Source organism: Amycolatopsis sp. NPDC001319 (genome assembly GCF_042896185.1).
Taxonomy (GTDB): domain Bacteria; phylum Actinomycetota; class Actinomycetes; order Mycobacteriales; family Pseudonocardiaceae; genus Amycolatopsis.
In genome coordinates, this window is sequence record NZ_JBIAWY010000006.1 from 255,954 (window position 1) to 280,559 (window position 24,606).

The following is a 24,606-nucleotide window of genomic DNA, read 5'->3' on the forward strand; positions in this document are numbered from 1 at the left end:
TCAGAGGCGGGTCGCGGCGTCGAGCCGGACGACCTCGCCGTTGAGCAGCTCGTTTTCCATGAAGCTCGTCACGAGCCGGGCGAAGTCTTCGGGGCGGCCCAGGCGTTTCGGGAACACGTGCAGGTCCATCAGCGCGGCGCGGCGCTTCTCGTCGGCGCCGGCCAGCATGCCCGTGTCCATGATCCCCGGGCACACCGTCATCACGCGGATCCCCCAGATCGCGAGGTCCCGCGCGAGCGGCAGGGTCAGCGCGACCAGGCCGCCCTTCGACGCCGAATACGCCGCCTGCCCGGCCTGCCCTTCCAGCGCGGCGGCCGACGAGACGTTGACGATCAGCCCGCGTTCGCCGTCGGGCCCCGGCTCATTGCGCGTCATCACGGCGACGGCGTGACGCAGCACGTCGAACGCGCCCACCAGGTTGATCTCCAGCGTGCGCCGGAAGAGGTCGAGCGGGTGCAGCTCGCCCTTGCGCGACAGCACCCGCGCGGCCGGGCTGATCCCCGCCGCGTTCACGCACACGTCGAGGCGCCCGAACCGCTCCGCGACCGCGCCGACCGCCTTCTCCACCGCCGATTCGTCTGACACGTCGGTGGGCACGAACAGCGCGGCTTCGCCCAGCTCGGCCGCGAGCTCGGCGCCGGCCGAGCTCGCCAGGTCCAGGATGCCCACCCGGCCGCCCCCGGCGACCAGCCGCCGCGCGGTGCCGGCACCGAGACCCGACGCACCGCCGGTGACCAGGCCGACGGACCCTTCGATCCTCATGCAAACGCCTTTCCCGCCATGGTTGTCTCCTGCAAGTCGTTGCCGTCCCCAGATTTCCGGTCAATAGCGCATCGTCCCGGCGAACGCGTCGAGCCGCCGCCCGAGCACCGCTTCGGCCGCCGTGATGCCCGAGCGCGCGGCCTTGTCGATCCCGATGCCGCGGGCGCGCGTCGTGTCGCCGGTCAGCCACAGGCCTTCGACGCCGCGGACCTCGGTGTCGGGCCGGACCGGACCGACGAGGCCCGGTTTGGTGATCACGCCGTAGCTGGTGACGACGTGCGGCTTCGTCCACAGTGCACCGCGCGCCGCGGGCAGCATCTCCTCGATGTCCTCCCACAGCTCGGCGAACTTCCGGTCGAGCCAGGCCCGGTCGCCGTAGTGGGTGGTCGCGTCGAACGAGGCCCCGACGCACGTCAGGTACTCCCCGGCGGGTGAGACCCCGCCGTCGTAGCCGGTGAAGTTGAGGGTGAAGCCGGGCAGGCCGCACCGCGGCGTGGACAGGAACGAGGCCATCTCGCGCTCGGTCATCGCGATCACCGGCTCCTTCGCGGCGATCCAGTAGCCGATCCAGCAAGCGCGGTTCCGGTTGGCCGCGAGCATCCGGATGCGCGCCGCGAGGTCCCACGGCAGCACGTCGTCGTCGAACAGCCGCAGCAGATCCCACACGGGCGCCGACACGACCACCTGCGGCGCCTCGATCTCCTCGCCGTCGCGCAGCGTCACGCCGCGCACGGCGCCGTCGCGCACGTCGACCCGGCGGACCGGCGCGGACAGCCGCAGCTCACCGCCATGGGCCTCGAACGCCGAGACCATGTTGTGCCACAACGCATCCCAGCCGCCCAGGGGCCAGAACGAGTACCCGGCCGTGCGCCGCGTCGAGTAGTGCAGCTTGCGCGTGCAGAGGTTCTCCGACGCCGAGTGCTCCCACGGCCGCAAGGTGATCTGCTCCAGCACGGAGATGGCTTCCCACACGGTGTACACGCCCTCATCCGAGGTGTACTGCGCCATCCACTCCCGCAGCGAAGCGTGGTTCCAGTTCTCCAGCTCCTCGTACGACGTCTCGTTCAGCGCCTGGATGCACCGCTTGAGGCCCTGCTTCGCGCGGCCGGCGTACTGCTCCTGGATCGGCGCCCAGCCCCGGCCGTTGGTCCAGAACGGCATGGAGTCGCTGCGTTCGGAGTGCACGAGGTCGAGCCCCATCAGCGCGCACACCCTCGTGAGCGAGTCGCCGGGATCCTCGACGAGGTGGCTGCCCAGGCCGAGCTGGTGTCCCCGGTACCGGTACTCGCGCGCCCGCCCGCCGAGGTACGCGTGCTTTTCCAGCAGCAGCACGCGTTGGCCCTGCTCGGCCAGCAGCGACGCCGTGACCAGGCCGGACACGCCGGCACCGAGCACGATCACGTCGTAGGACAAGATCCCTCCTCCAGCCGGGTGTTCACGGGGCGACCACGTCGGCGACCGCCCGCAGCGGCGCGTCGAGCAGTTCGAGCACGGTCCCGTCCGGATCGCGCAGGTAGACCACCCGCACCGGACCCCACTGCTTCGGCCGGTTCCACAGCCGCTCGCCGCCGGCCGCCTCGGCCCGGGCCAGGGCGGCGTCGACGTCGTCGACCCGGATGCCGAGGTGCGGCAGCCGGGCCGCCGGCTCCGGCGCCGCACACCACTGCGGCGCCGGCTCACCGAACTCGAACAGCTCGATCCCGCTGCCGTCCGGGAACCCGAGCAGGGCGACCCGCACCTCGCGGTCGGTGTTCATCGCCAGCGCGGCCGCACCGGGGTCGAGCGTGAACTCACCTGCGAGCGGTTCGGCGCCGAGCTCGCGGTAGAAGGCCACCGCCCGCTCCAGCTCCGCCACGCGCACGCCGAGGTGGTGCAGTCCCGCCGTCACACCGACCGGCCGCGGTCCGCCCAGTACGCGCGGCGCAGGTCGCGCTTGAGGATCTTCCCCGTGGGCGCCTTGGGCAGAGCGTCGACGAACTCGACGGACCGGGGCTTCTGGTAGGACGCGAGGTGCTGCTTCGCCGTGGCGATGATGTCGGCCTCGGTGGCCGTCGTCTCGGGTTTGAGCACCACGAACGCCTTCACCGCTTCGCCCCACTCGTCGTCGGGCACGCCGATCACCGCGCACTCCAGCACCGACGGGTGCTTGTTCACCGCCTCCTCGACCTGGATCGAGTAGATGTTCTCGCCGCCGGAGATGATCATGTCCTTGGCGCGGTCGACGATGAACACGTAGGACTCGGCGTCCCAGGTGGCGATGTCGCCGGTCCACATCCAGCCGTCGCGGATCGTGTTCTCGGTGAGGTCGGGCCGGTTGAGGTACCCCAGCATGTTGGCCTCGGACCGCACGATGATCTCGCCCGCGGTCCGGCCGTCCTTCGGCACCTCGCGCCCGTCCGGGTCGACGACGCGGACCTGCGTGACGAAACCCTCGCGCCCGCACGACATCAGCCGCTCCGGGTGGATGCCGCGCACGGCGTCGAGGTGGTCCTCCTGCGACAGGAAGCACATCGTGGTGCCCTCGGTCTGCCCGTAACCCTGGATCAGCGTGCAGGGGAACTGGTCCAGCGCCGCCTTCACCACCGATGAGGGCATGGGCCCGCCGCCGTACTGGATGTTGCGCAGCGCCGAGATGTCGTAGGAGGAGAAGCCCGGCACGGCCATCATCCAGTTGAGCATCGTGGTGATGCCGAGGAACGCCGAGACGCGCTCCTCCTGGATGAGCTCCAGCGCCGTGCGCGCCTCGAAGTTCATCAGCACCAGCGGGCAGCCGTGGCGGTGGTAGTTCATCGAGAGCACCACCGGGATGTGGTACATCTGCCCGGTCAGCATGTAGACGTCGGTCGCGACGATGCGCTCGGCGACAGTCTGGTTGAGCATCCCGAACGACACGCTCGTGTGGCTGTGCAACGCGCCTTTCGACTCGCCGGTGGTGCCGCCGGTGTAGAGGATGAAAAACGGGTCGGCGTCACCGACCGACGACGACTGCACCGGCTCGTCGGTGCTGCTGCGGGCCAGCAGGTCCTCGTAGCTGCCGTCGCCCGATTCCCCGTACTGCAGCCAGTTCGGCACGTCCACCGCGGCCTGCAGCTGCTTCGCGGTGTCGAGCCACTCGTCGGAGGCGATCACCGCCTTCGGCGCCGCGTCGGCGACGATCCGGGTCAGCTCGCCCGCGCCGAGCCGCCAGTTCAGGGGCTGCGTGACGAGCCCGGCGCGCCCGGCGGCGTAGTACAGCTCCTGGTACTCGATCGAGTTCTTCGCCAGGATCGCGACCCGGTCCCCTTGCGACAGACCCAGACCGCCCTCGCCCGCCAGCCCGTTGGCGAGCCTGCGGACGCGTTCGTCGAGCGTTCTCCAGTCCATCCGCCGGCCGCTCGGGGCGTCGACGATCGCGTCCCGGGCCGGCGTGAGCGCCGCCCACTTCTCCGGGATCCGTCCGATGTTGACCATGGGTGTCCTCTGGTAGGTGCCGGTGCGGGGATCAGTACGGCAGGTCGAGGTAGATGTGCCGGGTCGCGATCAGCCAGCGGTCCCCCTGCTTCACCAGCTCGTCGCGGTACCAGCCGCTGGAGAGCACGCGCACCGCGCCGTTCTCGATCGAGAGCAGGGTGAGGTTCGCGGTCGTCGCCGCGCTGTCCGGGGTTTCCTTGGTGAGCACCAGGTTCGACAGGTTGTGCCGACGCTGGTCGGTCTGCGCGGCCAGCGAGTCGGCGTGCAGCTTGCGGATCGCCTCGCGGCCCTCGAACGGCCCGATCGGGTCGCCTTCGCGGCCGATCTGCATGGTCATCGTGGCCGTCTCCGTGAACTGATCGGCGATCAGGTCGACGTCGTTCTCGTCGTAGCCCCAAGAAGCCTTGCCCAGGACGTTTTCGATCTCGGCGCGTGCGGTCATGCGGGTGCCTCCTCAGGCGGCGTGAAGGTCAGGGGCAGCGAAGTGGGGGCGGGGGTGAACACGCCGCGCTCGGCCGTCACCTGCTCGGCGCCCGAGAGGTTCGGCAGGAAGGCCATGATCGAGCTGTACCAGCGGTGGCGGCTGCGGACATCGGCGTCCTCCATGACGTCATCGTCACTGACTAACGGCCGTTTGGTAGCGGTGAGATTAGCACCACACCGGAGCCCCAACAAGGGTCTGTCAACCAACCGTTTGACAGTGAAGATCGGGCTTGCCATGCTGCGGACAGGACTCGCCCAGGGAGGCTGCAGTGCACGACGACGGCAGGCCGGAAGGCTTCCCCCGAACGGCCCTGGCCTGATGAGCCGCGCGCTCGTCGTCGGCGGCACCGGCCCGACCGGTCCCCCGATCGTGGCCGGGCTGCTCACCCGCGGGCACGAGGTGACGGTGTTCCACACCGGCCGCCACGAGGTCGCGGAGCTGCCGGACGTGCCGCACGTCCACGGCAGCCCGTTCGAGGCGGACGACATCGCGCGTGCCGTGGGCGAGGGCGGGTGGGACGTGGTCGTCGCGACCTACGGCCGGGTCCGGCTCATCGCCGACGCGGTCGCGAACCGCTGCGCACACCTGGTCGTGGTCGGCGGGGTGCCGGTCTACCAGGGTTACGTCAACCCGGGTTCGCGTTTCCCGTACGGCGTGCAGCTGCCCGTGCGCGAGGACTCGCACCCGCTCGTCGCGCCGGACGAGCCGCGCTTCGCCGGCTACAGCACCGGCCCGATCCGGCGCACCGAAGACCACGTTTTCTCGTTGGGCACCAAGGGTTCCTTCGCCGCGACCTACCTGCGTTACCCGACCGTCTACGGGCCGCGCAACCCGTATGCGTGGGAGTGGAACGTGGTGCGCCGCGTGCTCGACGGACGGCCGTGGCTGGTCCTCGCCGACGGCGGGCACGGCATCCACTCCCGCGCCGCTGCGCGCAACGCGGCCGAGGCCGTACTGCTGGCCGTCGACCGGCCGGCGATCGCGGCGGGCCAGGCGTACAACGTCGCCGACGACGACCTGCTCACCGTGCGGCAGTGGGCGCAGCTCGTCGCCCGCGCCGCGGGCCGCGACCTGGAAATCCGGTCGCTGCCCCGGGAACTGCCCAACCCCGGCCTCGCGGTCTCGGCGTTCGGCGGCCAGGAATCGCCGACGTCCATTGTGGACACGACCCGGTTGCGCGAGGACCTCGGCTACCGCGACGTGGTCTCGGTGCCCGACGGGATCGCCGAGACCGTGGAGTGGATGCTGGCGAACGAACCGCTCCTGCGGGCGTCGGGCACCACGGACCCCTTCGACTACCCGGCCGAAGACGCCTTGGTGGCCGCCTACGAGCAGGCGCTGGCGAGTCTCGCCGCGCTGGCCGCGCCGTTCGGGGCGGGCATCGAGCGGATGGACATGGTGCAGACCGCGAAAGGCCGCGCCCTATGACGCCAGCACCTGGCGGCGCACGTCGCGGGTGTCGTACCAGGTGGCAACTTTCGCGATCCGTCCCGCGCGTAGGTCGAACACGTCGAGTGCAGTGAAGACGATCGGCCGGCCGTCGCGCAGGCGGCCCGTGAAGTCGATCTCCGTCACGACGGCGTCGCCGGCTTCGATCCACCGCGTCACGCGGTCGTCGTGCTCGGCATAGCCCGCGAGGAGCTTCGTGAAGTGCGCGATCGCCGCGTCCCGGCCGACGACCGGGGCCGCGCCGACGGTGTGGATCTCCACGTCGCCGGCGAAAACCCCGGCCAGCTCGGCGAACCGTTCGGCGTTGATCGCGGAGAAGTACGCCTCCACCGCCGCCCGGCTCACGACCCGACCAGCTTCTTCAGGTCCGTCATCGCCTGGAACGACCACCTCGCCAGCGACGGGTCGCCGAACGCGGTGATGTTCCACATGACGAGGTGGCGCAGCCCGGCCTCGCGGTACTCCGCCAGCTGCTCGGCCACCTGGGCCGGGGTACCGCAGAACGCGTAGTGCCGCACGACTTTCGGCGGGATCGCGTCGATGATCCGCAGCGACTCGGCCCGCGACACGGCCGTGGGGATGAAGTCGTGGAACCCGGATCCGCCCGGGCGGGCGTCGAGCGGCGGTTCGACACCGAGGTCGCGGAAGACCTGTGCGGGCAGCAGAACGCACAACGCGCGCACGAGTGGCGCTTCGGTGAGCCGTTGCACGGTCTCCTCGTCGGGCCCCATGAGCAGGTACCCGAGCATGCCGGGCGTGATCGCCCCGGGATCACGGCGCGCGTCCTGCGCCGACTGGCGGATCGTGGTGAGCGACTTGGCGTACTCCGCGGGTGACATCTTGGTGGGCAGCCACCCGTCGGCCTTGGCCCCGGTCAGCTCCAGCATCCGCGGGCCGTGCGCGGCCGTCCAGATCTCGGGCGCTTTTCCTTGGTAGGGCTGCAATCCGAGGACGGCGTTCTCCAGGGTGTGGAACTTCCCGGCGTAGTCGACGGGTCCGTCGGCCTCCCACAGCAGCCGCATCACGTCGATGCCTTCGCCCAGCTTCGCGACGGGCTTGTCGAACGACATCCCGTACGGCGTGATGTTGAGCCGTTCCCCCGAGCCGAGCCCGATGATCGCGCGGCCCTTCGTGACGTGGTCCAGCGTCAGCGCACTGGCCGCGGCCATCGCCGGGTTGCGCCGGATCAGGTCGGTGACGACGACCCCGACCTTGATCCGCTCGGTCTGCGCCCCGACCACCCCCATCATGATCAGCGGGTCGAAGTACGCGTGCGGGTTGGGCTGCACCGCGGCCAGCGGCGTCAGGTCCGGAGTCCACATGGTGTCGGCGTGCCAGCCCATGAGGTGGTCGGGCCACCACACGGCGTCGAAGCCCTCGGCCTCGCTGCGGCGCGCGAACTTCACCGCGGCGTCCGCGGGCGGCATGATCTGACCGGGCACACCGAGCTGCAGACGCTCCACTCAGTACCTCCATCCATCGCCGAACGTCGGGATCCGCGCCCCGAGGTAGTCCTCGACGCACGTGAGGGCGGCGCGGGCCGCGCGGTCGGTGCCGACGCCGCGGCTGCGGAAGGTCTCGCTGGCGAACCACAGCCCCTCGACGTTGGGCGCGCGCCAGTGCGGCCGGTACTTCCCGACCAGGCCGGGCATCTGGATCACGCCGAAGCTCGGCTCGAACACCAGGTGCCGGCGCCGCCAGACCGGGTTCGCCAGGCCGGGCCACATCGTCTCGACGTCGCGTTCGAAGGCCTGCATCGTGGCGCGGCACCATTCGCGGTCGCGGCCCTTCGCGCCGGGGATGATCGCGCCCAGCACGTGCAGGTGCGTGCCTTCGGGCGAGCACGACGGGTCCATCGCCGACTGGTCGAACATGAACCCGGAGCAGTCCGTCGACGGGGTCGCGGTCCACGTCGAGAGCTCACGCGGGTCGAACCGCGTGACCGGCTCCTCCGTGGCGAGGTAGAGGCCGAGCCAGGCGATGCGGAACTTGTCCTGCGCCAGGAACTCGATCTGCGAGGCGTACCACTCCGGGAGCACGCTGCGCGGCACCACGTTCAGCACGTGCCACACCGGCAGCGTGGAGATCACCGCGGGGGCCTCGAGGATCTCCTCCTCGAAGAACTCGTTGGGCAGCACCTTCGGCTCGCGCGCGACCGCGACGCCTTGCACCGCACCGTTTTCGACGATCACGCGCTCGACCGAGGTCCCCAGCCGCAGCTCGCCGCCGTGCCCGGTGATCGCGTCGGCGAGGTCGCGCCACAGCCCGTCCCAGCCCTGGCCGGGCCAGCACGAGTAGGCGGCGGTGTTGCGCTCCTCGTAGTGCATCTTGCGCACGTAGAGGTTGTCGCTGGCGGAGTGGTCGTACCAGTTGTCGGTCATGCACTCCAGCACGGAGATGTACTCGAACAGGTCCACCACGCCCTGGTCGGAGGTGTGCTGGTGGATCCACTCGCGCAGCGGCCGGTCGTCCCAGTCGTCGAGTTCGGAGTACGGGGTGTCGGCGAGCGCCTTGACGACCTTCTTGAGCTCCGCGCGGTCGGTGTAGCGGTCGCGGATCGAGCCCCAGCCCGACCCGTTCTCCCAGATCGGCATCTCCTTGCTGACCTCGCCGTGGATCAGCTCCTTGCCCACGTGCTCGAACACCTTGGTGAGGCCGGATCCGCCGTCTTCGATCAGGTGCCCGCCGAGGTTGACGGTGAACCCCTCGTCCGGCACGGCCATGGCTCGCCCGCCCAGGTACGGGCTGCGGTCGAGCACGACGACCCGTTTGCCCTCGCGCGCGAGCAGCGCCCCCGCGCACAGGCCGGCCGCGCCCGCCCCGATCACCACCACGTCGTAGCTCGACACGGCATCACCTTTCTTCGCCGCAGTCGCGTTGAACGCACTGTCGCGGCTGGGTTTTCCGGCTTGTCCACCATCGAGTAAGCGCGCTAGTTTGTCAAACGGTCGGTAGATAGAGCGGGGAGTCGCCGATGACGAGCAGAGCCGCCGGATCCGTCCGGCCCGTGGCTGCCACCACGCTGGGCGATCTGGTGCGCCGTGGCGCGCTGGCGCATCCCGACCGAGAAGCCCTCGTCTTCCCTGGTGAACGGGCCACCTACGGCGCCCTCGCCGACCGCGTCCGGGAGTTCACCCGGGCACTGCTGGGGCTGGGAGTCCAGCCCGGCGACCGGGTCGGGATCCTGCTGCCCGCGTCGGTCGACCTCGTCGCGATGCTGGTGGCCGCGACCGAAGCCGGCGCGATCGCGGTGCCGGTCAACGCGCGGTTCAAGTCCGTGGAGCTCGAAGGCATCGTCACGCACTCCGGGATGCGGGTGCTCGTGACCGCTCCCCCGCAGGCCGGCGAGCCCGACTTCGCCGAGCTGCTGCACCGGACGTTTCCGGGGCTCGCCGAAGGAGCTGCGGCCGAGCTGGAGCACGTCGTGCACCTGGGTGGTCCCGGCGGTGGCGGGCTGATGTCGTCCGCGGAGTTCTTCGCGACCCCGTGCACTGCGGCCGAAGCCGACGCGGCGGCGGCGAGCGTGCGGGTACGCGACACGGCGTTGCTGGTCTACACGTCGGGGACGACGGCCGCGCCCAAAGGCGCGATGCTCAGCCACGAAGCACTCACTCGGCTGGCCGACGGCATCGCCGGCGAGCGGATGCCGCTGACCGCGCAAGACCGGGTATGGACGGCGATCCCGCTGTTTCACGGCGGCGGGATCACCTTCGCCCTCACCTGCCTCACGGCGGGCGCCACGTTCGTGCACCCGCGGTTCTTCGACCCCGCCACGACGTTGGAGCTCCTGGTCCGCGAGCGCGTCACCGTCGCGCTGGCGGCGTTCGAGACGATCTGGCTGCCGGTGCTCGACCGGCCGGACTTCGCCGCGCACGACCTGTCGCGGATCCGGGTCGTGATGGTGGTCGGCGTGCCCGAACGGCTCCGCGCGATGGCGGCGCGGCTCCCGGACGCGGTGCACGTGTCCTGCGTGGCGATGACCGAGTCCGCGGCGTTCCTCACGCTCAACCGGCTCGACGACCCGCCGGACAAACGCGGGGAAACCGGCGGGCACCCGATGCCGGGGATGCGGTGCCGGGTCGTCGATCCCTCGGGTTTCGACGTGCCTGCCGGCGTGCCGGGTGAGCTGCTTTTCCGTGGCCCCAACACGTTCGACGGGTACTTCCGCGACCCCGAGCTGACCGCGCGCGTGTTCGACCCGGCCGGCTGGTTCCACACCGGCGACGTGGTCGTCGCGGATTCCGACGGGCGGCTGACGTTCGTCTCCCGGCTCAAGGACATGCTCAAGGTGGGCGGCGAGAACGTCGCGGCGGCCGAGGTCGAGGGGCACCTGCTCACGCACCCGGCCGTGGCGATCGTGGCCGTGGTGGCGGCTCCGGACGCGCGGTACGTCGAGGTGCCGGCGGCGTTCGTCCAGCTCAAGCCGGGCTGGTCGGTGACCGGGCGGGAGCTGATCGAGCATTGCGTCGGGCGGATCGCGTCCTACCGGGTGCCGCGCTACGTCCGCTGGGTGACCGAGTGGCCGATGTCGGGGACGAAGATCAAGAAAGCGGAGCTGCGCAAGAGGATCGCGGACGAGCTGGCGGCCGCCGGCATCACGGAAGCGCCGCGGGTCGGCCAGTAGTCGCTCTGGAGGGACCATGTCCACCATCCCGGATCTGCTCGAGTCGTGCGCCGCCGGGCGCGAAGTCGTGTTCCCGGACGGGCGCTTGACTTACGGCGAGATCGCCGTCGAGGCCCGGCGGTTGGCGGGATCGTTGTGGGCGCGGGGAATCCGGCCCGGTGACCACGTCGGCGTGCTGGTGCCGGGCGGCATCGCGAGTGTGACGACCTGGCTCGGGATCGCGTACCTGGGCGCGGTCACCGTCCCGGTGAACCCGCGGCTGAAGGCCGCCGAGCTGGCGTACGTGGTGGAGCACGCGGACCTGCGGCTGCTGTTCGCCGACACCGCGCTCGGGCCGGTCCTCGCGTCGGCCCTGCCCGGGCTCGCGGCGTGTTCCGGGCAGCTTTCCCTGCGTGGGGCGCCGGTGCTGCGTGCGGTCGTCGCCGTGGACGACGGCCCGGTGCCCGCCGGCTGGCTGTCGCGTGTCGCGTTCTCGGCGAATTCCGCCGACGCCGGAACAGTGGCCGCGGCCCGGGCCGGTGTGCGCGCCGAGGATCCCGCGTTGATCCTCTACACCTCCGGCACGACCGCGCGGCCGAATGGCTGTGTGCACGACAATGCTTCCCTGGTGGCCGAGGGGGAAGCCGTCGCCGAACGGCTCGGTCTCACCGCGCAGGACCGCTTCTGGACCGCCCTGCCGATGTTCCACTGCGGCGGCTACGACGTCGTCCTCGCAGCCCTGGCGGCCGGGTGCGCGATGGTCCACACCGGACCGTTCGAGCCGGGTCCGGCGCTGCGTCAGCTGTCCGAAGAACGGTGCACGGTCGCGTTTCCCGCCTTCGAGACGATCTGGCTGCGCGTGCTCGACCACCCCGAGTTCGCCCGTACGGATCTGTCCGCGCTGCGCCTGGTCCTCAACGTCGGCGCGCCCGAACGGCTGCGCGCCATGCAGGCCCGGATCGCCCCGGCCGTGCAGATGTCGTCCCTCGGCTCGACGGAATCCCTCGGCTTCTGCTGCGTCGGCTCCCCCGACGACCCGGCCGACGTCCGCGCCACCACGAGCGGCAAAGTGCTGCGGCACATGGAAGTCCGCGTCGTCGACCCGTCGACCCGCGCACCGGTCCCCGCCGGCACCCGCGGCGAGCTCCAGTTCCGCGGCACCTCCCTGTTCTCCCACTACCACCGCGACCCCGAGCTGACCGCCGAACGCCTCGACCCCGCCGGCTGGTTCTCCACGGGCGACCTGGTCGTCGCCGACTCCGCCGGCCGCCTCTCCTTCGTTTCCCGGCTCAAAGACTTGCTCAAAGTCGGCGGCGAAAACGTCTCCGCCGCCGAGGTCGAAGACTGCCTCGCCGCCCACCCCGCCTGCGGCGTCGTCCAGGTCGTCGCCGCCCCGGACGCCCGCCTGGGCGAAGTGGCCGCCGCCTTCGTCCAGCTCCGCCCCGGCGCGCACGCCACGGAACGCACCCTGATCGACCACTGCCTCGGCCGCATCGCGACGTTCAAGGTGCCCCGCTACATCCGCTTCGTCACGGACTGGCCGATGTCGGGCACGAAGGTGCAGAAGTTCCGCCTGCGGGAGACCATCGCCTCGGAACTGCGCGCCGCGGGCATCACCGAAGCGCCCCGGCTGTCGTCGCGCTCGAAGCAGACCGGCTAGGCCTCATTTTCCCGGCCGTTTCACCGCCTCACCCACCAGGAAGGTCTCCACCCGTTCCACCCCCAGTTGCGCCAGGTCCTCGGTGACGAACCGGTACAGGTGGTCCAGATCGCGCAGCCAGACGGCGGCGTGGAGGTTGCCGCGGCCGGTCGTGGCGAGAGCGCCGTGAACGGCCGGGTGGTGGGCGAGGGTGCGGCCGGCGTGGTCGAGGTTCGCGGGTGGGACCTGCATGGTGATGTTCGCGTCGATGCGGAGGCCGAGGCGGTGCGGGTCGACGAAGGTCTGGGTGAGGAGGCGGCCGTCGGTGAGGAGGGTGGCGAGGCGGCGGCGCACGGTGGACTCGGGGTGGCGCACCTCGGCGGCGACGGTGGCCGCGGGCAGGCGGGCGTCGCGGGCCAGTGCGGTGAGGATCGCGGAGTCGACGGCGTCGAGGGGGCCGGCGGCGTCCGGAGTGGCCGCCACGGTGAGTGCCGCTCGTTCGGCGACGGTGAGCACGCCGAGGCGCCAGTCGCTCGCGTCGGAGAAAACGTGCATGACGGTTTCGGCGTGGATCTCGGTGACGGCGGTCGTCGCGGGGAGCTGGCGGAAGACGAGGGCGTTGCGGCGGCTCGGGTCGGACAGGACGGCGGCCGAGATCTCGTCGCCGGCGTGGGAGAGGTCGAGGTAGAGGACGTCGTCGCGGGCTGCGAGGGCGGCGGTGACGACGTCGATCTTGCCGCGCAGCACCCGGATCCGCAGCAGAGTCGCGCCCGGGAACGCAGCGCACGGGCGGGTGGCGACCACGCGCACGACGCCGTCCAGCAACACGCGCAGTCGCCGGCGGACCGTGCGCTGGGTGAGGCCGAGCACGGCCGCCGCGCGTTCGATCGTCACGCGGCCGTCGCACTGCAGGGCCGCGATCAGCCGCAGATCGTCGTCTTCGAGGACGTCATCGCTCACCACCAGCTCATGATGGCACCAAATCCGATCGAAAATGCCGTCAAAATCCGTACCTGGCACCCACCCGGGAGCACGCTTGTCCCATGACGACCACCCTCATCGACGGCATGATCACCGCGGCCCGCGAAGCCGGCCGCCTCCTCGCCGCCCGGCCCAGGCCCACGGCCCCCACCACCTTCGCCGAGTTCCGCCAGACCTTCGACGCGCTGGAACACTCGGCCGAGCGCGCAGTCCGCGCCCGGCTCACCGCACTGCGGCCCGGCGTGGCCTGGGCCGACGAGATCGACACCACCGTCCCGCCCGGCGAGCAGCGCTGGGTCATCGACCTCGCCGACGGCGCCGTCCAGTACCTGCGCGGCCTGCCCCACTGGTGCGTCAGCATCACCCTCGTCGAGGACGCCGCCCCGGTCGCCGCCGTGATCCACAGCGAAGTCCGCGGCGAGACCCACCACGCGGCGACCGGCCTCGGCGCGTTCCTCAACGGCGAGCGCCTCACCCCGTCCGCCACGGCCGAGCTCCCGGTCACGCTCGTCGGCACCAGCCAGCCGCCGTTCATCACGACCCAGCCCGACGCCGCCGAGCAGGCCGGCCGCTCGCTCGCGGCCGTCCTCCCCCACGTCGGCGCCGTCCGCAACTTGGGCCCGACCTCCCTGCAGATCGCGGACGTCGCCGCCGGGCGCATGGACGGCTTCTGGCTGTACGGCCGCGACGCCGGCAACCTCCTCGGCGCGAGCCTGATCGCCCGCGAGGCCGGCGCGGTCGTCACCGACGCCGACGGCAACTCCTGGCACCCGCAGGCCACGTCGTTCCTCGCCGCGCCCGCCCAGCTCCACGGCGCCTTCCTGGACCTGCTGAAAAACGCGTGATCGCTACTCGACCAGCGTCTGCGTGCCCAGCACGATCGCCAACGCCAAGCGCTCCGCGTCCTCGGTACCGGGTTCGGCGGTGTACACCATGATCCGCACGTCGTCGCCGGCCACGACGAGGGTGTCGCAGTCGAGGGTGATCGGCCCGGCCGCCGGGTGCGCCACGGTCTTGTGCCGCGCCGGGTCCGGCGGCGACATCGGGGCGTCGGCGTCCCAGAGCTCGGCGAAGCGCGGGCTCTGGTCGGCGAGCTCGCCGACGAGCCGCCGCAGGGCGTGGTCCGCGGGGTACCGCGAGGCGGTGAGCCTCAGGTCCGCGACCAGCCGGGCCTCGTGGTCGGCCTGCTCCTGTGCACTGTGGACGATGCGATTGCGCGGCCCGACGAAGTTGCGCCACACGGCGTTGCGTTCGATGCCGCGCCACGTCGAGGTCTCGCCCATCAACGCGTCGTACGGCGCGTTGGCGAGCAGGACGGTCCAGGTGGCGTCGTAGACGACGACCGGGGTGTGGGCCAGACGGTCGAGCAGGCGCTGGACACTCGGCGTGACCCGCGAAGTGACGACGTCGAGCCCGGGCGCCGCGTGGCCCGCGAGGCGGAAGAGCAGGTCCCGCTCCTGGTCGGACAGCCGCAGCGCCCGGGCGAGCGCCTCCACCACCTGCGCGGACGGCCCGGTCGCCCGGCCCTGTTCGAGGCGCGTCAGGTAGTCGGCCGAGATCCCGGCCAGTGCGGCGAGCTCCTCGCGCCGCAGCCCGCTCGCCCGCCGTCGCGTCCCGACCGGCACGCCGACGGTCTCGGGCGCCACCCGGTCTCGCCAGCGGCGCACCATCCGCCCGAACTCCCACGACTCCACCCCGTCAGTCTGCCCCCGGCCGCCGCCGTTGTCCTGGCCCCGCCAGTCCCAGGAAAACGCGACGGCTGTCTGCTGCCGCGACCGGAGCGCACGCTCGAGGCATGACCACAACACTGATCACCGGGGCCAACCGCGGCCTCGGCAAGGAAACCGCCCGCCAGCTCGTCGCCGCCGGGCACACCGCCTACCTCGGCGCCCGCGACGAAGCCCGCGGCCGCGCCGCCGCCGCGGAAATCGGCGCGCGATTCGTGCGGCTCGACGTGACCGACGACGCCTCCGTCACCGCCGCGTTCGCCCGCATCGACGCCGACGGCGGGCTCGACGTCCTCGTCAACAACGCCGGCATCGCCCTGCTCGCCCTCAACGGCCCCGACGCGCTGAAAGTGTTCGACACCAACGCCGTCTCGATCGTCCGCGTCACGGAAGCCGCGCTGCCGCTGCTGAAGCGGTCCGCGAACCCGGTCGTCGTCAACATCTCCAGCGCGCTCGGCTCCTTCGCGGCCAACCACGACCCCGCCCGCCCCGCGTCGCACGTGTCCGCGATCGTGTACGGCGCGAGCAAGGCCGCCGTCTCCATGCTCACCGTCCAGTACGCGCGGGCCGTGCCGGAGATCAAGGTCAACGCGGTCGAGCCGGGCTACACCGCCACCGAGCTGGGTGGCATGGCCAACAGCGAGGGCCGCCCGGTCGAGGTCAGCGCCCGCGCGGTGGTCCGCATGGCCACGATCGGCACCGACGGCCCCACCGGCACCTTCCAGGAGGACGACCGCGAGCTGGGCTGGTGACCACGGGCGTCCTCAGCTGACCGGCGCGCCGATCAGCTGGCCGATTCCGTAGGTCACGGCGACGGCCAGAGCGCCGAGGACGAGCTGCCGCAGTCCGGAGTGGACCCACGGCCGCCCGGTCAGCCTGCCGACCGTCATCCCTCCGGCGAGCAGCGCGAGGGCCGTCAGGATCAGCGACACGACCAGCGTGCTCGCGCCGAGCAGGTACGGCAGCAACGGCAGCAGCGCACCGATCGAGAACGCGACGAACGACGCGCTGCCCGCCAGCAGCGCGGACGGCAGGTCCTGCGGGTCGACACCCAGCTCCTCGCGCGTGTGCAGCCGCAGCGCCTGGTCGGGGTCGCGCGCGACGGCTTCGGCCATGCGGCGGGCGGTGTCGTCGTCGGCGCCGTAGGAGACGAAGCGGCTGACCAGCTCGTCGTGCTCCTGCTGCGGGAAGCGGGCGTGCATGTCGGCTTCGAGCGCGACCTCGGCCTGCACGAGCTCGTTCTGGTTGGTCACCGACACGTACTCGCCGGCACCCATCGAGAACGCCCCGGCGACCAGGCCGGCCAGCCCGGTGAGCACGATCGTGTGCGGCGCGACGCCGCTGCCGCCGACACCCGCGATGAGGGCCGCGTTGGTGACCAGGCCGTCGACCGCGCCGAACACGGTCGGGCGGAGCCAGCCACCGGAGACGTCGCGGTGGCGGTGGGCCCAGCCGGTGGTCGCGGCCCGGCGACCACCGGGCTCGGAGCGTTCACTCATGCCCCGATTCTCACCGGGGCGTTCCGGGTCCGCCCGCCGGGATCTGGCTCGTTCGCGGTGCGGCGTCACGGGGTGATCGCCTCGGCCGCCGCGACGGGACGGGTCGTGGGGTCCCGGACTGGTCGGGCGCTCGCCCCGCGCGGGAGCGAGCGCCCGCGTGGCTCAGCCGGCCAGCGACGCGTCCAGCGTGACCTCGGGGACGCCCGCCAGCGCGCGGCTGACCGGGCAGCCGGCCTTGGCCTGCGCCGCGTACTCCTTGAACTGCTCCTCGTTGACGCCGGGCACGCGGCCCTCCGTCACGAGCTCGATCTTGATGATCGTCGGGGCGCCGTCGACCGGACGCAGCGTGACCGAAGCGTCCGTTTCGATCGACTCGGCCGGGAATCCCGCGGTCGCCAGCGTGTTGGCCAGCGCCATCGAGAAGCACGACGCGTGCGCCGCGGCGATGAGCTGTTCCGGGTTCGACCCCGGGCCGTCCTCGAAGCGCGACTTGAAGGTCACGCTCCCGGTGATGCTGCCTCCCCCGGCGGTGAACTGCCCGGATCCGGTGGGAAGGTCGCCGTTCCAGTTCGCGTGCGCCTTCGAGACGGGCATGCGTCCTCCAGAATCGTCTTGGGTGCCTGGTGCCCGGCCGAGCCGGGCAGCCACAGTCAATCAGGCGGGGGCCGCGTTCGCCAAAGTTCGGCCGCTGCGCGTCCCCCGGGTTCCCTAGGCTGGGCGGGGTGGAACCCGCCTGACGAGGAGGAGCCCGGCGCATGCGCGCGATCGTCGTCCTGTTCGACACGCTCAACCGCAGGTACCTGCCGCCGTACGGGGCGACCGGGGTGCACGCGCCGCAGTTCGAGCGCCTGGCCGAGGCGGCCGTGACGTTCGACAACTGCTACGCGGGCAGCATGCCGTGCATGCCGGCGCGCCGGGAGCTGCACACGGGCCGCTACAACTTCCTGCAACCGGTCGTGGGGTCCGCTGGAACCGTTCGACGACTCCGTGCCCGAACTGCTCTCGCGCCACGGCGTGCACACCCACCTCGTGACGGATCACCGGCACTACTGGGAAGACGGCGGCGCGACCTACCACAACCGCTTCGACACCTACGAGTTCTTCCGCGGCCAGGAAGGCGACCGCTGGAAGGGCCAGGTCGCCGATCCCGACATCCCGGAACCGGCGGTCGGGGCGCGGCGGGCGTCGGCGATGATCCGCCAGCACTGGGTGAACCGGCAGCACTTCCTCAAACCCGGGCAGCACCCGCAGACGCTCACCGTCGACGCCGGGCTGGAGTTCCTCGGCACCAACGCGGGCGAGCAGGACTGGTTCCTCCAGATCGAGTGCTTCGACCCGCACGAACCGTTCGTCGCCACCGAGGACCATCGCGCGCGGTATTCGCTGCAGCACGAAGGCCCGAAGTACGACTGGCCCGGCTACCGCCGCGTCACCGAACAACCCGGCGACACGGTGCGGGTCCGCGACGAGTACCGCGCCCTGCTGTCCATGTGCGACAGTTCCCTCGGCCGGGTCCTCGACGCGATGGACACCCACGGGCTGTGGGACGACACCCTCCTCATCGTCTGCACCGACCACGGCCTGCTGCTCGGTGAGCACGGCTGGTGGGGCAAGAACGTGCAACCGTGGTACGACGAGAACATCCACACGCCCCTGTTCGTCTGGGACCCGCGCACCGGCGCCCGCGGCGGGCGCCGGGCCGAGCTGGTGCAGACCGTCGACTTCGGACCGACTTTGCTCGACTTCTTCGGCGTACCAAGGCCTCCCGACATGCAGGGCCTCCCGCTGACGGGCGCGACCACGCGGGAAGCCTGCTTGTTCGGCAGCTTCGGTGCCCACGTCAACGTCACCGACGGCCGCTACGTCTACCTGCGAGCCTCCGCCACCCCCGCGAACGAGCCGCTGTTCGAGCACACCCTCATGCCCACCCACATGAACACCCGCTTCTCCCCCGCCGAACTCCGCGACGCCGAACTGATCCCGCCCCTGCCCTTCACCAAGGGCGCGCCGGTGCTGCGCCTGCCCGGCTACGCCTGGGGCGACCCGCACGCGTTCGGCACCCTGCTGTTCGACCTCGAAACCGACCCCGGCCAGCACAACCCCCTCGTCGACGACGACCTCGAGCTCACGATGGCCACCCGGCTGGCCGACCTGATGCGGGCCGCCGACGCGCCCGCGTCCCAGTTCGAACGCCTCGGCCTGCCCGCCGACGGACCGGTGACCCGGGCGCACCTCCTGGTCCGCGCCCAGCGCGACAACGCCCTCGCCGTGCTGGAGGAGCTCCCGCCGGCGTCCGAGTTCGGCTCCGCCGTCCGGACCCCGATCGGCGAACTGGCCCCGGCCGTCCGTGAAGTTCTCGCGCGCCACTTGCCGATGCTCGCCGACGACGACTTCGCCGCCTCGGTCGCGGCGCTGTCCGTGTGGGAACTGGCCGCCACGACTCCCAGTCTCACGGCCCAGGCCCTGCGCTCACTCGACGCCCGGCTGTCGCAGCCGGAGATCCCCGCGACTTCCTGACCGGATCCGCTGACGTCGGCCAGGACCGGTGCCGGGGCTCAGGTCTCCGTGAAGAAGTCCCGCAACGCTGCGGCGACAATCTCCGGTTGTTCCTCCGGCAGGTAGTGGTCGCTCTCGACGGCGAGCGTGTGCAGGTCCGTCGCGTACTCGCGCCACACCGCGGGCACGTCGTAGGTCCGGCCGACGAAGCTGCTGCTCCCCCACAGCGCCAGCAGCGGGCTGGTCACGAGCCGGCCCGCCGCGGCGTCCGCGTCGTCGTGCTCGAGGTCGATGCCCGCGGCGGCGCGGTAGTCCGCGCACGAAGCGGCGATCGCCTCCGGCGTGGAGAAACAGCGCACGTACTCGGCGACGGCAGCGGGGTCGAAGGGCGTGCCGCCGTGGTGGCGGGAGTGCATGCGCGAGGTGACCCAGAACCCGGGGTCACCGGCGAGCAGCCGCTCGGGGATGCCGTTGCCGGCGGCGAGGAAGAACCAGTGGTAGTACCCGAGGCCGAAGTCCTTGCCGGCGTGCTGGAACGCGTACCGGGTGGGGACGATGTCCAGCACCGCCACCGCCTTCACGGCCCCGGGCGCGTCGAGCGCGAGCCGATGCGCCACCCGCCCGCCCCGATCGTGCCCGGCGACGGCGAAGCGGTCGAAACCCAGCTTCGCCATGAGCTGCAGCTGGTCGTCCGCCATGGCCCGTTTGGAGTACTCGTGGTCGCCCGCGGCCGGTTTGTCGCTGTCGCCGTACCCGCGCAAATCGGTCAGCACCACGGTGAACCCCTCCGCCAGCCGCGGCGCGACGTGGTGCCAGATCAGGTGCGTCTGCGGATACCCGTGCAGCAGCAACACCGGCGGCCCCTCCCCGGCGACCGCGCAGTTGATCCGCACGCCCCCCACGTCGACCCGCCGGTACCCGAACTCCTCCGGCAAGGGAACACTCATCGACACCTCCGACGGGGCGGCTTCATGATCGACTGTAACCCGCCGGCCGGCGCACCGTGCCGGCCTCAGGCCGGCGCACTGTTCGCGACGGTGAAGACCAGGTTGAGCACTGCGACCGGGACGAAGGTGAAGAACCACCACTTCAAGCCCTTCAGGCAGGCACCCCGCAACCACGTCTCGCTGCGGCTGTAGATCCCAGAACTCGTCGCGGCCCAAGCCAGAACGAAGCCCAGCGTCGCCAGGTACTGCAGCAACGTCTGCGCCGCACCGCTGACCAGGACCGCCACGCCCGTGAGCACGATTGCCGCAACGAACGCGACCATGGCGAATCGGGTCGCGGCCACCACGCGCTCGAGCCCCGCCGCGACATCTGTGCGCACATCACCAGGCCTGACCTCGACCCGCTGGCTGCCTGCGGGGCGTTTGATCCGAGCCTGGCGGATCCGACGCCACGCTGCCGCAGCCGTGGCCGGCAGCTGCCGCAGCACCAACAACGGTGGGCGGGGATACCCGCGCTGGTAGAGCAACGTCGCACCGGCCGGCCGGAGCCGTACCAAGCCGACGCCGCGTTCCGGCCGGTCGACGATCACGTCGCCTTTGCCGAAGGTCTGCCATCGTTGAATGCCGGGATTCACCGAGTGTCCGAACCGGTAGTTCCGCCGCCGGTTGTGATGCCTGCACCGGGACCACTCGCCCGGCACCCAGTTCCGGCACTCCCAGCCCTTGCTGGTCTTGGGATACGCGCAGTGCACCAACCAGAAGCGACCGCGCAACAACCAGATCACCACCGAAATCGCCGCGACGTAGACCGGGAACAAGAGACCGATCCACAGCGGCCACGGCACGTCCGACACAGACCCCAGCCGGTTCGACACCCATTGCAATGTCGATGGCAACAGGGACAAGTAGTCGTTCAACTCGCCCTCCCCAGGCGCCAGAACGTAACAGGTCGACTACCATCTGTACCTGGCAATGGGCGGCCGAGGAATCCGCCATGCGGAGATCCCGGTTTCGCGCACGGTCGAACGGCGACTGCGGACCGTGATCAGTCAGGGGCTCCCGCGCTCGCCGAGGCGGTAGTGACGCTTGTGAGGGTCAGTCGGTCACCGCGGCTGGGGCCGGGTGGTTCATCACCGGCTACGCCGGCGGCGAAATTGCCCGTCGTGGGCGATATCGGGCCTAGGCTGGGTGCATGCCCTCACTGTTCGAGCACGCCGGCGGCGAAGCGGCCCTCCATCGGCTGGAGCAGGTGTTCTACGACAGCGTGCTGGTGGACCCGCTGCTGCAGCCGTTGTTCGGCGCGGGGCAGCCGAGGCACGTCGAGCACCTGACGGCGTTCACGGCCGAGTCGTTCGGCGGTCCGGAGCGCTTCTCGCGTGAGCTGGGGTTCGCGCACCTCATCGCCGTCCACCGGGGGCTGAAGATCACCGAGGCCCAGCGGCAGCGGTTCGTGCAGCTCTACCTCGCAGCCCTCGACACCGCGGGCATGCCCGCCGACGCGCCCTTCCGGGACGCCGTGCGCGAACACGTCGAGTTCGGCTCCCAGGTCGCCCTGCAGAACTCGCACGCCGAAACCGACGCCGACCTCCATCCCCTGCGCGAGGTTCCCCGCTGGACCTGGGCCGGCGACGACCCGCAGTAGGCGTGACATCATCGAGCCCGCTGGGATCACGTGCGGGAAGGGCGGCCGGTGGACTACGAGCGCGCTGTCGGTGAGGTGTGGGCGGCCACGCGGCCGCACATCGGGGCGGGCAAGGTGGCGGACTACATCCCCGACCTGATCTGCGTGGACCCCGGTCAGTTCGGGTTCGCGGTGGCGACCGTCGACGGCGAGCTGCACCAGGTGGGTGACGCCAAGGTGCCGTTCTCGATCCAGAGCATCTCGAAGGCCTTCGCGCTGGCGCACGTGCTCGGGCACGACGACGCGTCGATCTGGCGGCGCGTGAACCGGGAGCCGTCGGGGACGCGGTTCAACTCGCTGATCCAGCTGGAGATCGAACGCGGCGTGCCGCGCAACCCGTTCATCAACGCGGGCGCGCTGCTGGTCACCGACCAGCTCCTCGCGGACACGGGCGACGCCTGCGGTGCGCTGTGCGCGTTCATGGCCGCGGAGACCGGGAACCCCAGCCTCACCTACGACCCGGCGATGGCCGAGTCCGAGACGCGCACCGGGAACCGCAACCGTTCGCTGGCCTACCTGATGGCCGATTTCGGCAACGTCCTCAACCCCGTCGACGAGATGCTCGACCACTACTTCCGCCAGTGCTCGATCATGGCCTCGTGCGTCGAGCTCGCCCGCGCGGGGCTGGTCCTGGCGCGCCACGGCGTCCGCCGCGACGGCACGCGCCTGCTGTCCAAACAGGACGCCCGGCGCATCAACGCGATCATGCTCACCTGCGGCACCTACGACGCCGCCGGCGAGTTCGCCTACCGCGTGGGGCTGCCGTGCAAGAGCGGCGTCGGCGGCGGGATCCTCGCGATCGTGCCGGACCGCTGCGCGATCGCCGCGTGGGGGCCGGGACTCGACGAGAAGGGCAACTCCGTGTCCGCGGCGATGGCGCTCGAGACGTTCGGCAACGTCACCGGGCTCAGCATCTTCTGATGCGTCCACTCAGGGCTTGAGCGCGGCCGCCACCAGCATCCGCAGCTCCGGCACGACCTCCTGCTCGAACCACGGGTTCCGCAGGTGCCACCCCACGTTCAGCGGCGACGGGTGCACCAGCGGGATCGTCGACGGCAGGTAGTCCCGGAACGACCGCACGGTCTCCGTGAGGCTCCGCGAGCGCCCGGCGTGCAGGTAGTGCTTCTGCGCGTAGCTGCCGACGAGCACCGTCACCCGGATCTCGGGCAGCTCGGCGAAAATCCGCGGATGCCACTTCTCCGCGATCCCGCGCCGCGGCGGCGCGTCACCGGAGGCCGCTTTGCCGGGGTAGAAGAAGTCCATCGGCACGATCGCGAACAGCGCGGGGTCGTAGAACTCCCCGTTGGTCACCCCGAGCCAGCCGCGCAGCTTCACGCCGCTGGCGTCGTTCCAGGGGACGCCGCTCTCCTGCGCCTTCCGCCCCGGCGCCTGGCCGATGAGCGCCACCTTCGCCGACGGCTCCGCGGTGTAGAGGGGCTCGTAGCCGGCTTCCTTCGCCCACGCGTTGTCGGGGTCGGCGATGAGGTCGGCGCGGATCCGGTCGAGGTTCGTCATGGTCCGGCGAGAATATCCGGGCCCCTCACGCGGGCCAGAGCTGGATCAGCCAGCGCTCGGCCCCCCGGGCGAACGTCCCTTCGCCCAGCTCCGCCGTCGCGGCGCGGCCGCCCCCGTGCACGCGGGCGTGGTGCGGGCCGGACCGGGCGAGCGTGAGAACGTCGGGCGACATCGCCGCGGTGACGGACTGCAGGCGCACCCCCTCGCCCAGGTCGCACGCGACCGTGACCACCCGGTCCCACTCTCCGTGCGCCGCCGGCGGCTCAGTGTCCCACAGCTCCACCCGCACGGCCGGGTTGTGGTCGTTCCCGGCGCTGTGCAGCAGCAGTCCCCCGGCCCCGCCCACGACGAGCCAGTCACCGCTCGGGTCCCCGACGGACAGCGCGCTGCGGTTCATCGAGATCTCCTGCAGCACGAACTGGCCGTACTCGACCGTGATGCCGCTGTCGATCGCGCCCAGCAGTTCCGGCATTGGCGAGTCCCCCCTCGGTGTGGCGATCGCGGGATCGTAGCGAGGCCGGGAGCGCGAGGAACCCGCAGGTGTGCAGGGCATGCATGCGCCCGACGGTGGTGTGCCCGGCAACTACCAGCGGAGCAGAGTCGGGTCGCGCGTCCTGGTGTCGACCCAGGCGATCCGGGGATATGAGCCCCGGCCGGCCACTGGGCCCCGCGCGTCGCGGTGTGCCGCGGTGCCCCCGGCAGGAGTCGAACCTGCGTTCCCGGCTTCGGACGCCGGAGTCGTGTCCGTTGGACCACGAGGGCTTCGCCGGGTACACGCCGGCGAGGTGCGGAGGATGCAGGAGTCGAACCCACGCGGGTGCTCAGCACACCCGACCACCGTTTTCGAAACGGCTGCCTTACCACTCGGCCAATCCTCCTTGGCCCGGCGGCACTCTCGTGCCGCCGTCGTGCGCGGAGGGCGCGCGGATCGAACGCGCGCCGGGACGTCGAGTCCCGGACCACGGATTAGCAATCCGGTGCCTTGCCACTCGGCCAGCCCTCCTCGTCTTGCCGCGTGAAGCTGCCCGTCGAGGATTCGAACCTCGGTTGCCGGATCCAGGGTCCGAAGTCCTGCCGGTTGGACGAACGGGCATCGCGCAGCGCTCCCGGGCCAGGACTCGAACCTGGCTCTGCGGAACCAAAATCCGCCGTGTTCACCGGATACACCACCCGGGAAAGCGTGCCCTCGCCAGGAGTCGAACCTGGACTGTCCGGAGCCTGGGTCCGGTGCCTCTGCCGGTTGGGCTACGAGGGCGCGGGGTCCCCTCGCGCGGGGACCCGTCTTCGGTGGAGCTGCGTGCGGTTGCGGGGATTCGAACCCCGACTGGCCTGGCCCTCAGCCAGGTGCCTCTGCCAATTGGGCTACAACCGCG

25 protein-coding genes and 7 tRNA genes are annotated in these 24,606 nt (G+C 71.3%); 8 read left to right on the forward strand and 24 right to left on the reverse strand.

Annotation, left to right across the window (positions count from 1 at the left end; all coding sequences use genetic code 11):
* Genes ACFY1H_RS24545 through ACFY1H_RS24570 form a run of 6 tightly spaced genes read right to left on the reverse strand, consistent with a single transcriptional unit; the run spans position 1 to position 4,818 of the window.
* A complete protein-coding gene (locus tag ACFY1H_RS24545; RefSeq protein ID WP_366581235.1) occupies positions 1–762 on the reverse strand; it encodes an SDR family NAD(P)-dependent oxidoreductase in 762 nt (253 codons plus the stop codon).
* A gap of 60 nt (positions 763–822) precedes the next feature.
* Complete coding sequence (locus ACFY1H_RS24550) at positions 823–2,175, reverse strand: FAD-dependent oxidoreductase (protein ID WP_366581233.1); 1,353 nt, start codon at positions 2,173–2,175, stop codon at positions 823–825.
* Positions 2,176–2,197: 22 nt separating this feature from the next.
* A complete protein-coding gene (locus ACFY1H_RS24555) occupies positions 2,198–2,650 on the reverse strand; it encodes a VOC family protein (RefSeq protein WP_366581232.1) in 453 nt (150 codons plus the stop codon).
* Positions 2,647–4,212 (reverse strand): class I adenylate-forming enzyme family protein, encoded by a 1,566-nt coding sequence (locus ACFY1H_RS24560; RefSeq protein ID WP_386949890.1) that lies wholly within the window; start codon positions 4,210–4,212, stop codon positions 2,647–2,649. Before ACFY1H_RS24560 ends, ACFY1H_RS24555 begins: the two co-directional genes overlap by 4 nt.
* A 31-nt stretch (positions 4,213–4,243) precedes the next feature.
* Positions 4,244–4,654, reverse strand: a complete 411-nt coding sequence (locus tag ACFY1H_RS24565; protein WP_366581229.1) for a nuclear transport factor 2 family protein — start codon at positions 4,652–4,654, stop codon at positions 4,244–4,246.
* The gene (locus tag ACFY1H_RS24570) at positions 4,651–4,818 is read right to left on the reverse strand and encodes a hypothetical protein (protein ID WP_366581228.1); all 168 of its coding nucleotides are present in this window, start codon (positions 4,816–4,818) and stop codon (positions 4,651–4,653) included. Before ACFY1H_RS24570 ends, ACFY1H_RS24565 begins: the two co-directional genes overlap by 4 nt.
* Positions 4,819–5,014: 196 nt before the next feature.
* Here ACFY1H_RS24570 and ACFY1H_RS24575 point away from each other — a divergent pair, with 196 nt between their 5' ends.
* Complete coding sequence (locus ACFY1H_RS24575) at positions 5,015–6,124, forward strand: hypothetical protein (RefSeq protein WP_386949893.1); 1,110 nt, start codon at positions 5,015–5,017, stop codon at positions 6,122–6,124.
* Here ACFY1H_RS24575 and ACFY1H_RS24580 read toward each other — a convergent pair.
* From ACFY1H_RS24580 to ACFY1H_RS24590, 3 genes are read right to left on the reverse strand one after another with little or no spacing between them, the layout of a single operon-like run.
* Entirely contained in the window at positions 6,119–6,490 is a 372-nt protein-coding gene (locus tag ACFY1H_RS24580; RefSeq protein WP_366581224.1) for a nuclear transport factor 2 family protein, read from the reverse strand. The two genes, ACFY1H_RS24575 and ACFY1H_RS24580, sit on opposite strands and share 6 nt — an antisense overlap.
* Positions 6,487–7,608, reverse strand: a complete 1,122-nt coding sequence (locus ACFY1H_RS24585) for an LLM class flavin-dependent oxidoreductase (RefSeq protein WP_386949896.1) — start codon at positions 7,606–7,608, stop codon at positions 6,487–6,489. Before ACFY1H_RS24585 ends, ACFY1H_RS24580 begins: the two co-directional genes overlap by 4 nt.
* The gene (locus tag ACFY1H_RS24590) at positions 7,609–8,994 is read right to left on the reverse strand and encodes a phytoene desaturase family protein (protein WP_386949898.1); all 1,386 of its coding nucleotides are present in this window, start codon (positions 8,992–8,994) and stop codon (positions 7,609–7,611) included.
* 125 nt (positions 8,995–9,119) lie between these two features.
* On the opposite strand from ACFY1H_RS24590, the gene ACFY1H_RS24595 reads away from it, so the two are divergent.
* Together ACFY1H_RS24595 and ACFY1H_RS24600 are read left to right on the forward strand one after the other, a co-directional pair.
* Positions 9,120–10,769, forward strand: coding sequence for a class I adenylate-forming enzyme family protein (locus tag ACFY1H_RS24595; protein WP_386949901.1), 1,650 nt, complete (start codon positions 9,120–9,122; stop codon positions 10,767–10,769).
* 16 nt (positions 10,770–10,785) lie between these two features.
* Entirely contained in the window at positions 10,786–12,408 is a 1,623-nt protein-coding gene (locus ACFY1H_RS24600) for a class I adenylate-forming enzyme family protein (protein ID WP_386949904.1), read from the forward strand.
* A 3-nt stretch (positions 12,409–12,411) separates the two neighbouring features.
* On the opposite strand, the gene ACFY1H_RS24605 is transcribed toward ACFY1H_RS24600, so the two are convergent.
* Positions 12,412–13,347, reverse strand: a complete 936-nt coding sequence (locus tag ACFY1H_RS24605; protein WP_386949907.1) for an AsnC family transcriptional regulator — start codon at positions 13,345–13,347, stop codon at positions 12,412–12,414.
* 83 nt (positions 13,348–13,430) lie between these two features.
* On the opposite strand from ACFY1H_RS24605, the gene ACFY1H_RS24610 reads away from it, so the two are divergent.
* Positions 13,431–14,213, forward strand: coding sequence for an inositol monophosphatase family protein (locus ACFY1H_RS24610; protein WP_386949910.1), 783 nt, complete (start codon positions 13,431–13,433; stop codon positions 14,211–14,213).
* Between the two features lie 3 nt (positions 14,214–14,216).
* Here ACFY1H_RS24610 and ACFY1H_RS24615 read toward each other — a convergent pair whose 3' ends face one another.
* A complete protein-coding gene (locus ACFY1H_RS24615; RefSeq protein WP_386949913.1) occupies positions 14,217–15,062 on the reverse strand; it encodes a helix-turn-helix transcriptional regulator in 846 nt (281 codons plus the stop codon).
* Positions 15,063–15,163: 101 nt separating this feature from the next.
* Here ACFY1H_RS24615 and ACFY1H_RS24620 point away from each other — a divergent pair, with 101 nt between their 5' ends.
* Positions 15,164–15,847, forward strand: coding sequence for an SDR family NAD(P)-dependent oxidoreductase (locus tag ACFY1H_RS24620; RefSeq protein WP_366581211.1), 684 nt, complete (start codon positions 15,164–15,166; stop codon positions 15,845–15,847).
* Positions 15,848–15,859: 12 nt separating this feature from the next.
* On the opposite strand, the gene ACFY1H_RS24625 is transcribed toward ACFY1H_RS24620, so the two are convergent.
* Together ACFY1H_RS24625 and ACFY1H_RS24630 are read right to left on the reverse strand one after the other, a co-directional pair.
* Positions 15,860–16,594, reverse strand: a complete 735-nt coding sequence (locus ACFY1H_RS24625; RefSeq protein ID WP_366581209.1) for a VIT1/CCC1 transporter family protein — start codon at positions 16,592–16,594, stop codon at positions 15,860–15,862.
* A 162-nt stretch (positions 16,595–16,756) separates the two neighbouring features.
* Positions 16,757–17,188: an OsmC family protein gene (locus tag ACFY1H_RS24630; RefSeq protein ID WP_366581207.1), complete on the reverse strand. Its 432-nt coding sequence runs from the start codon at positions 17,186–17,188 to the stop codon at positions 16,757–16,759.
* A 393-nt stretch (positions 17,189–17,581) separates the two neighbouring features.
* Here ACFY1H_RS24630 and ACFY1H_RS24635 point away from each other — a divergent pair, with 393 nt between their 5' ends.
* Positions 17,582–19,111 carry a sulfatase-like hydrolase/transferase gene (locus ACFY1H_RS24635; protein WP_386949918.1) on the forward strand — a complete coding sequence of 510 codons (1,530 nt, stop codon included), beginning with the start codon at positions 17,582–17,584 and terminating at the stop codon, positions 19,109–19,111.
* Positions 19,112–19,149: 38 nt separating this feature from the next.
* Here the strand turns inward: ACFY1H_RS24635 and ACFY1H_RS24640 are convergent, their stop codons facing one another.
* Together ACFY1H_RS24640 and ACFY1H_RS24645 are read right to left on the reverse strand one after the other, a co-directional pair.
* Positions 19,150–20,037: an alpha/beta fold hydrolase gene (locus ACFY1H_RS24640; protein WP_386949921.1), complete on the reverse strand. Its 888-nt coding sequence runs from the start codon at positions 20,035–20,037 to the stop codon at positions 19,150–19,152.
* Between the two features lie 65 nt (positions 20,038–20,102).
* On the reverse strand, positions 20,103–20,954 hold the full coding sequence (locus ACFY1H_RS24645; RefSeq protein WP_386949924.1) for a hypothetical protein: 852 nt from the start codon (positions 20,952–20,954) through the stop codon (positions 20,103–20,105).
* A 275-nt stretch (positions 20,955–21,229) separates the two neighbouring features.
* On the opposite strand from ACFY1H_RS24645, the gene ACFY1H_RS24650 reads away from it, so the two are divergent.
* Complete coding sequence (locus tag ACFY1H_RS24650) at positions 21,230–21,679, forward strand: group II truncated hemoglobin (RefSeq protein ID WP_366581197.1); 450 nt, start codon at positions 21,230–21,232, stop codon at positions 21,677–21,679.
* Positions 21,680–21,727: 48 nt separating this feature from the next.
* Positions 21,728–22,639 (forward strand): glutaminase, encoded by a 912-nt coding sequence (locus tag ACFY1H_RS24655; protein WP_386949927.1) that lies wholly within the window; start codon positions 21,728–21,730, stop codon positions 22,637–22,639.
* A gap of 9 nt (positions 22,640–22,648) precedes the next feature.
* Here ACFY1H_RS24655 and ACFY1H_RS24660 read toward each other — a convergent pair whose 3' ends face one another.
* From ACFY1H_RS24660 to ACFY1H_RS24700, 9 genes are all read right to left on the reverse strand, one after another.
* The gene (locus tag ACFY1H_RS24660; protein ID WP_386949930.1) at positions 22,649–23,233 is read right to left on the reverse strand and encodes a uracil-DNA glycosylase family protein; all 585 of its coding nucleotides are present in this window, start codon (positions 23,231–23,233) and stop codon (positions 22,649–22,651) included.
* Between the two features lie 25 nt (positions 23,234–23,258).
* On the reverse strand, positions 23,259–23,705 hold the full coding sequence (locus ACFY1H_RS24665; protein WP_386949933.1) for a hypothetical protein: 447 nt from the start codon (positions 23,703–23,705) through the stop codon (positions 23,259–23,261).
* A 218-nt stretch (positions 23,706–23,923) separates the two neighbouring features.
* A tRNA-Arg gene (locus ACFY1H_RS24670) sits at positions 23,924–23,995 on the reverse strand.
* Between the two features lie 26 nt (positions 23,996–24,021).
* Positions 24,022–24,111: transfer RNA gene (locus tag ACFY1H_RS24675), tRNA-Ser, on the reverse strand.
* Positions 24,112–24,146: 35 nt separating this feature from the next.
* Positions 24,147–24,236, reverse strand: a tRNA-Ser gene (locus tag ACFY1H_RS24680).
* An 18-nt stretch (positions 24,237–24,254) separates the two neighbouring features.
* A tRNA-Gln gene (locus tag ACFY1H_RS24685) sits at positions 24,255–24,326 on the reverse strand.
* A 10-nt stretch (positions 24,327–24,336) separates the two neighbouring features.
* A tRNA-Gln gene (locus ACFY1H_RS24690) sits at positions 24,337–24,409 on the reverse strand.
* A gap of 5 nt (positions 24,410–24,414) precedes the next feature.
* Positions 24,415–24,488, reverse strand: a tRNA-Leu gene (locus tag ACFY1H_RS24695).
* A 43-nt stretch (positions 24,489–24,531) separates the two neighbouring features.
* A tRNA-Leu gene (locus ACFY1H_RS24700) sits at positions 24,532–24,605 on the reverse strand.
* Between the last annotated feature and the right edge of the window lies 1 nt (position 24,606).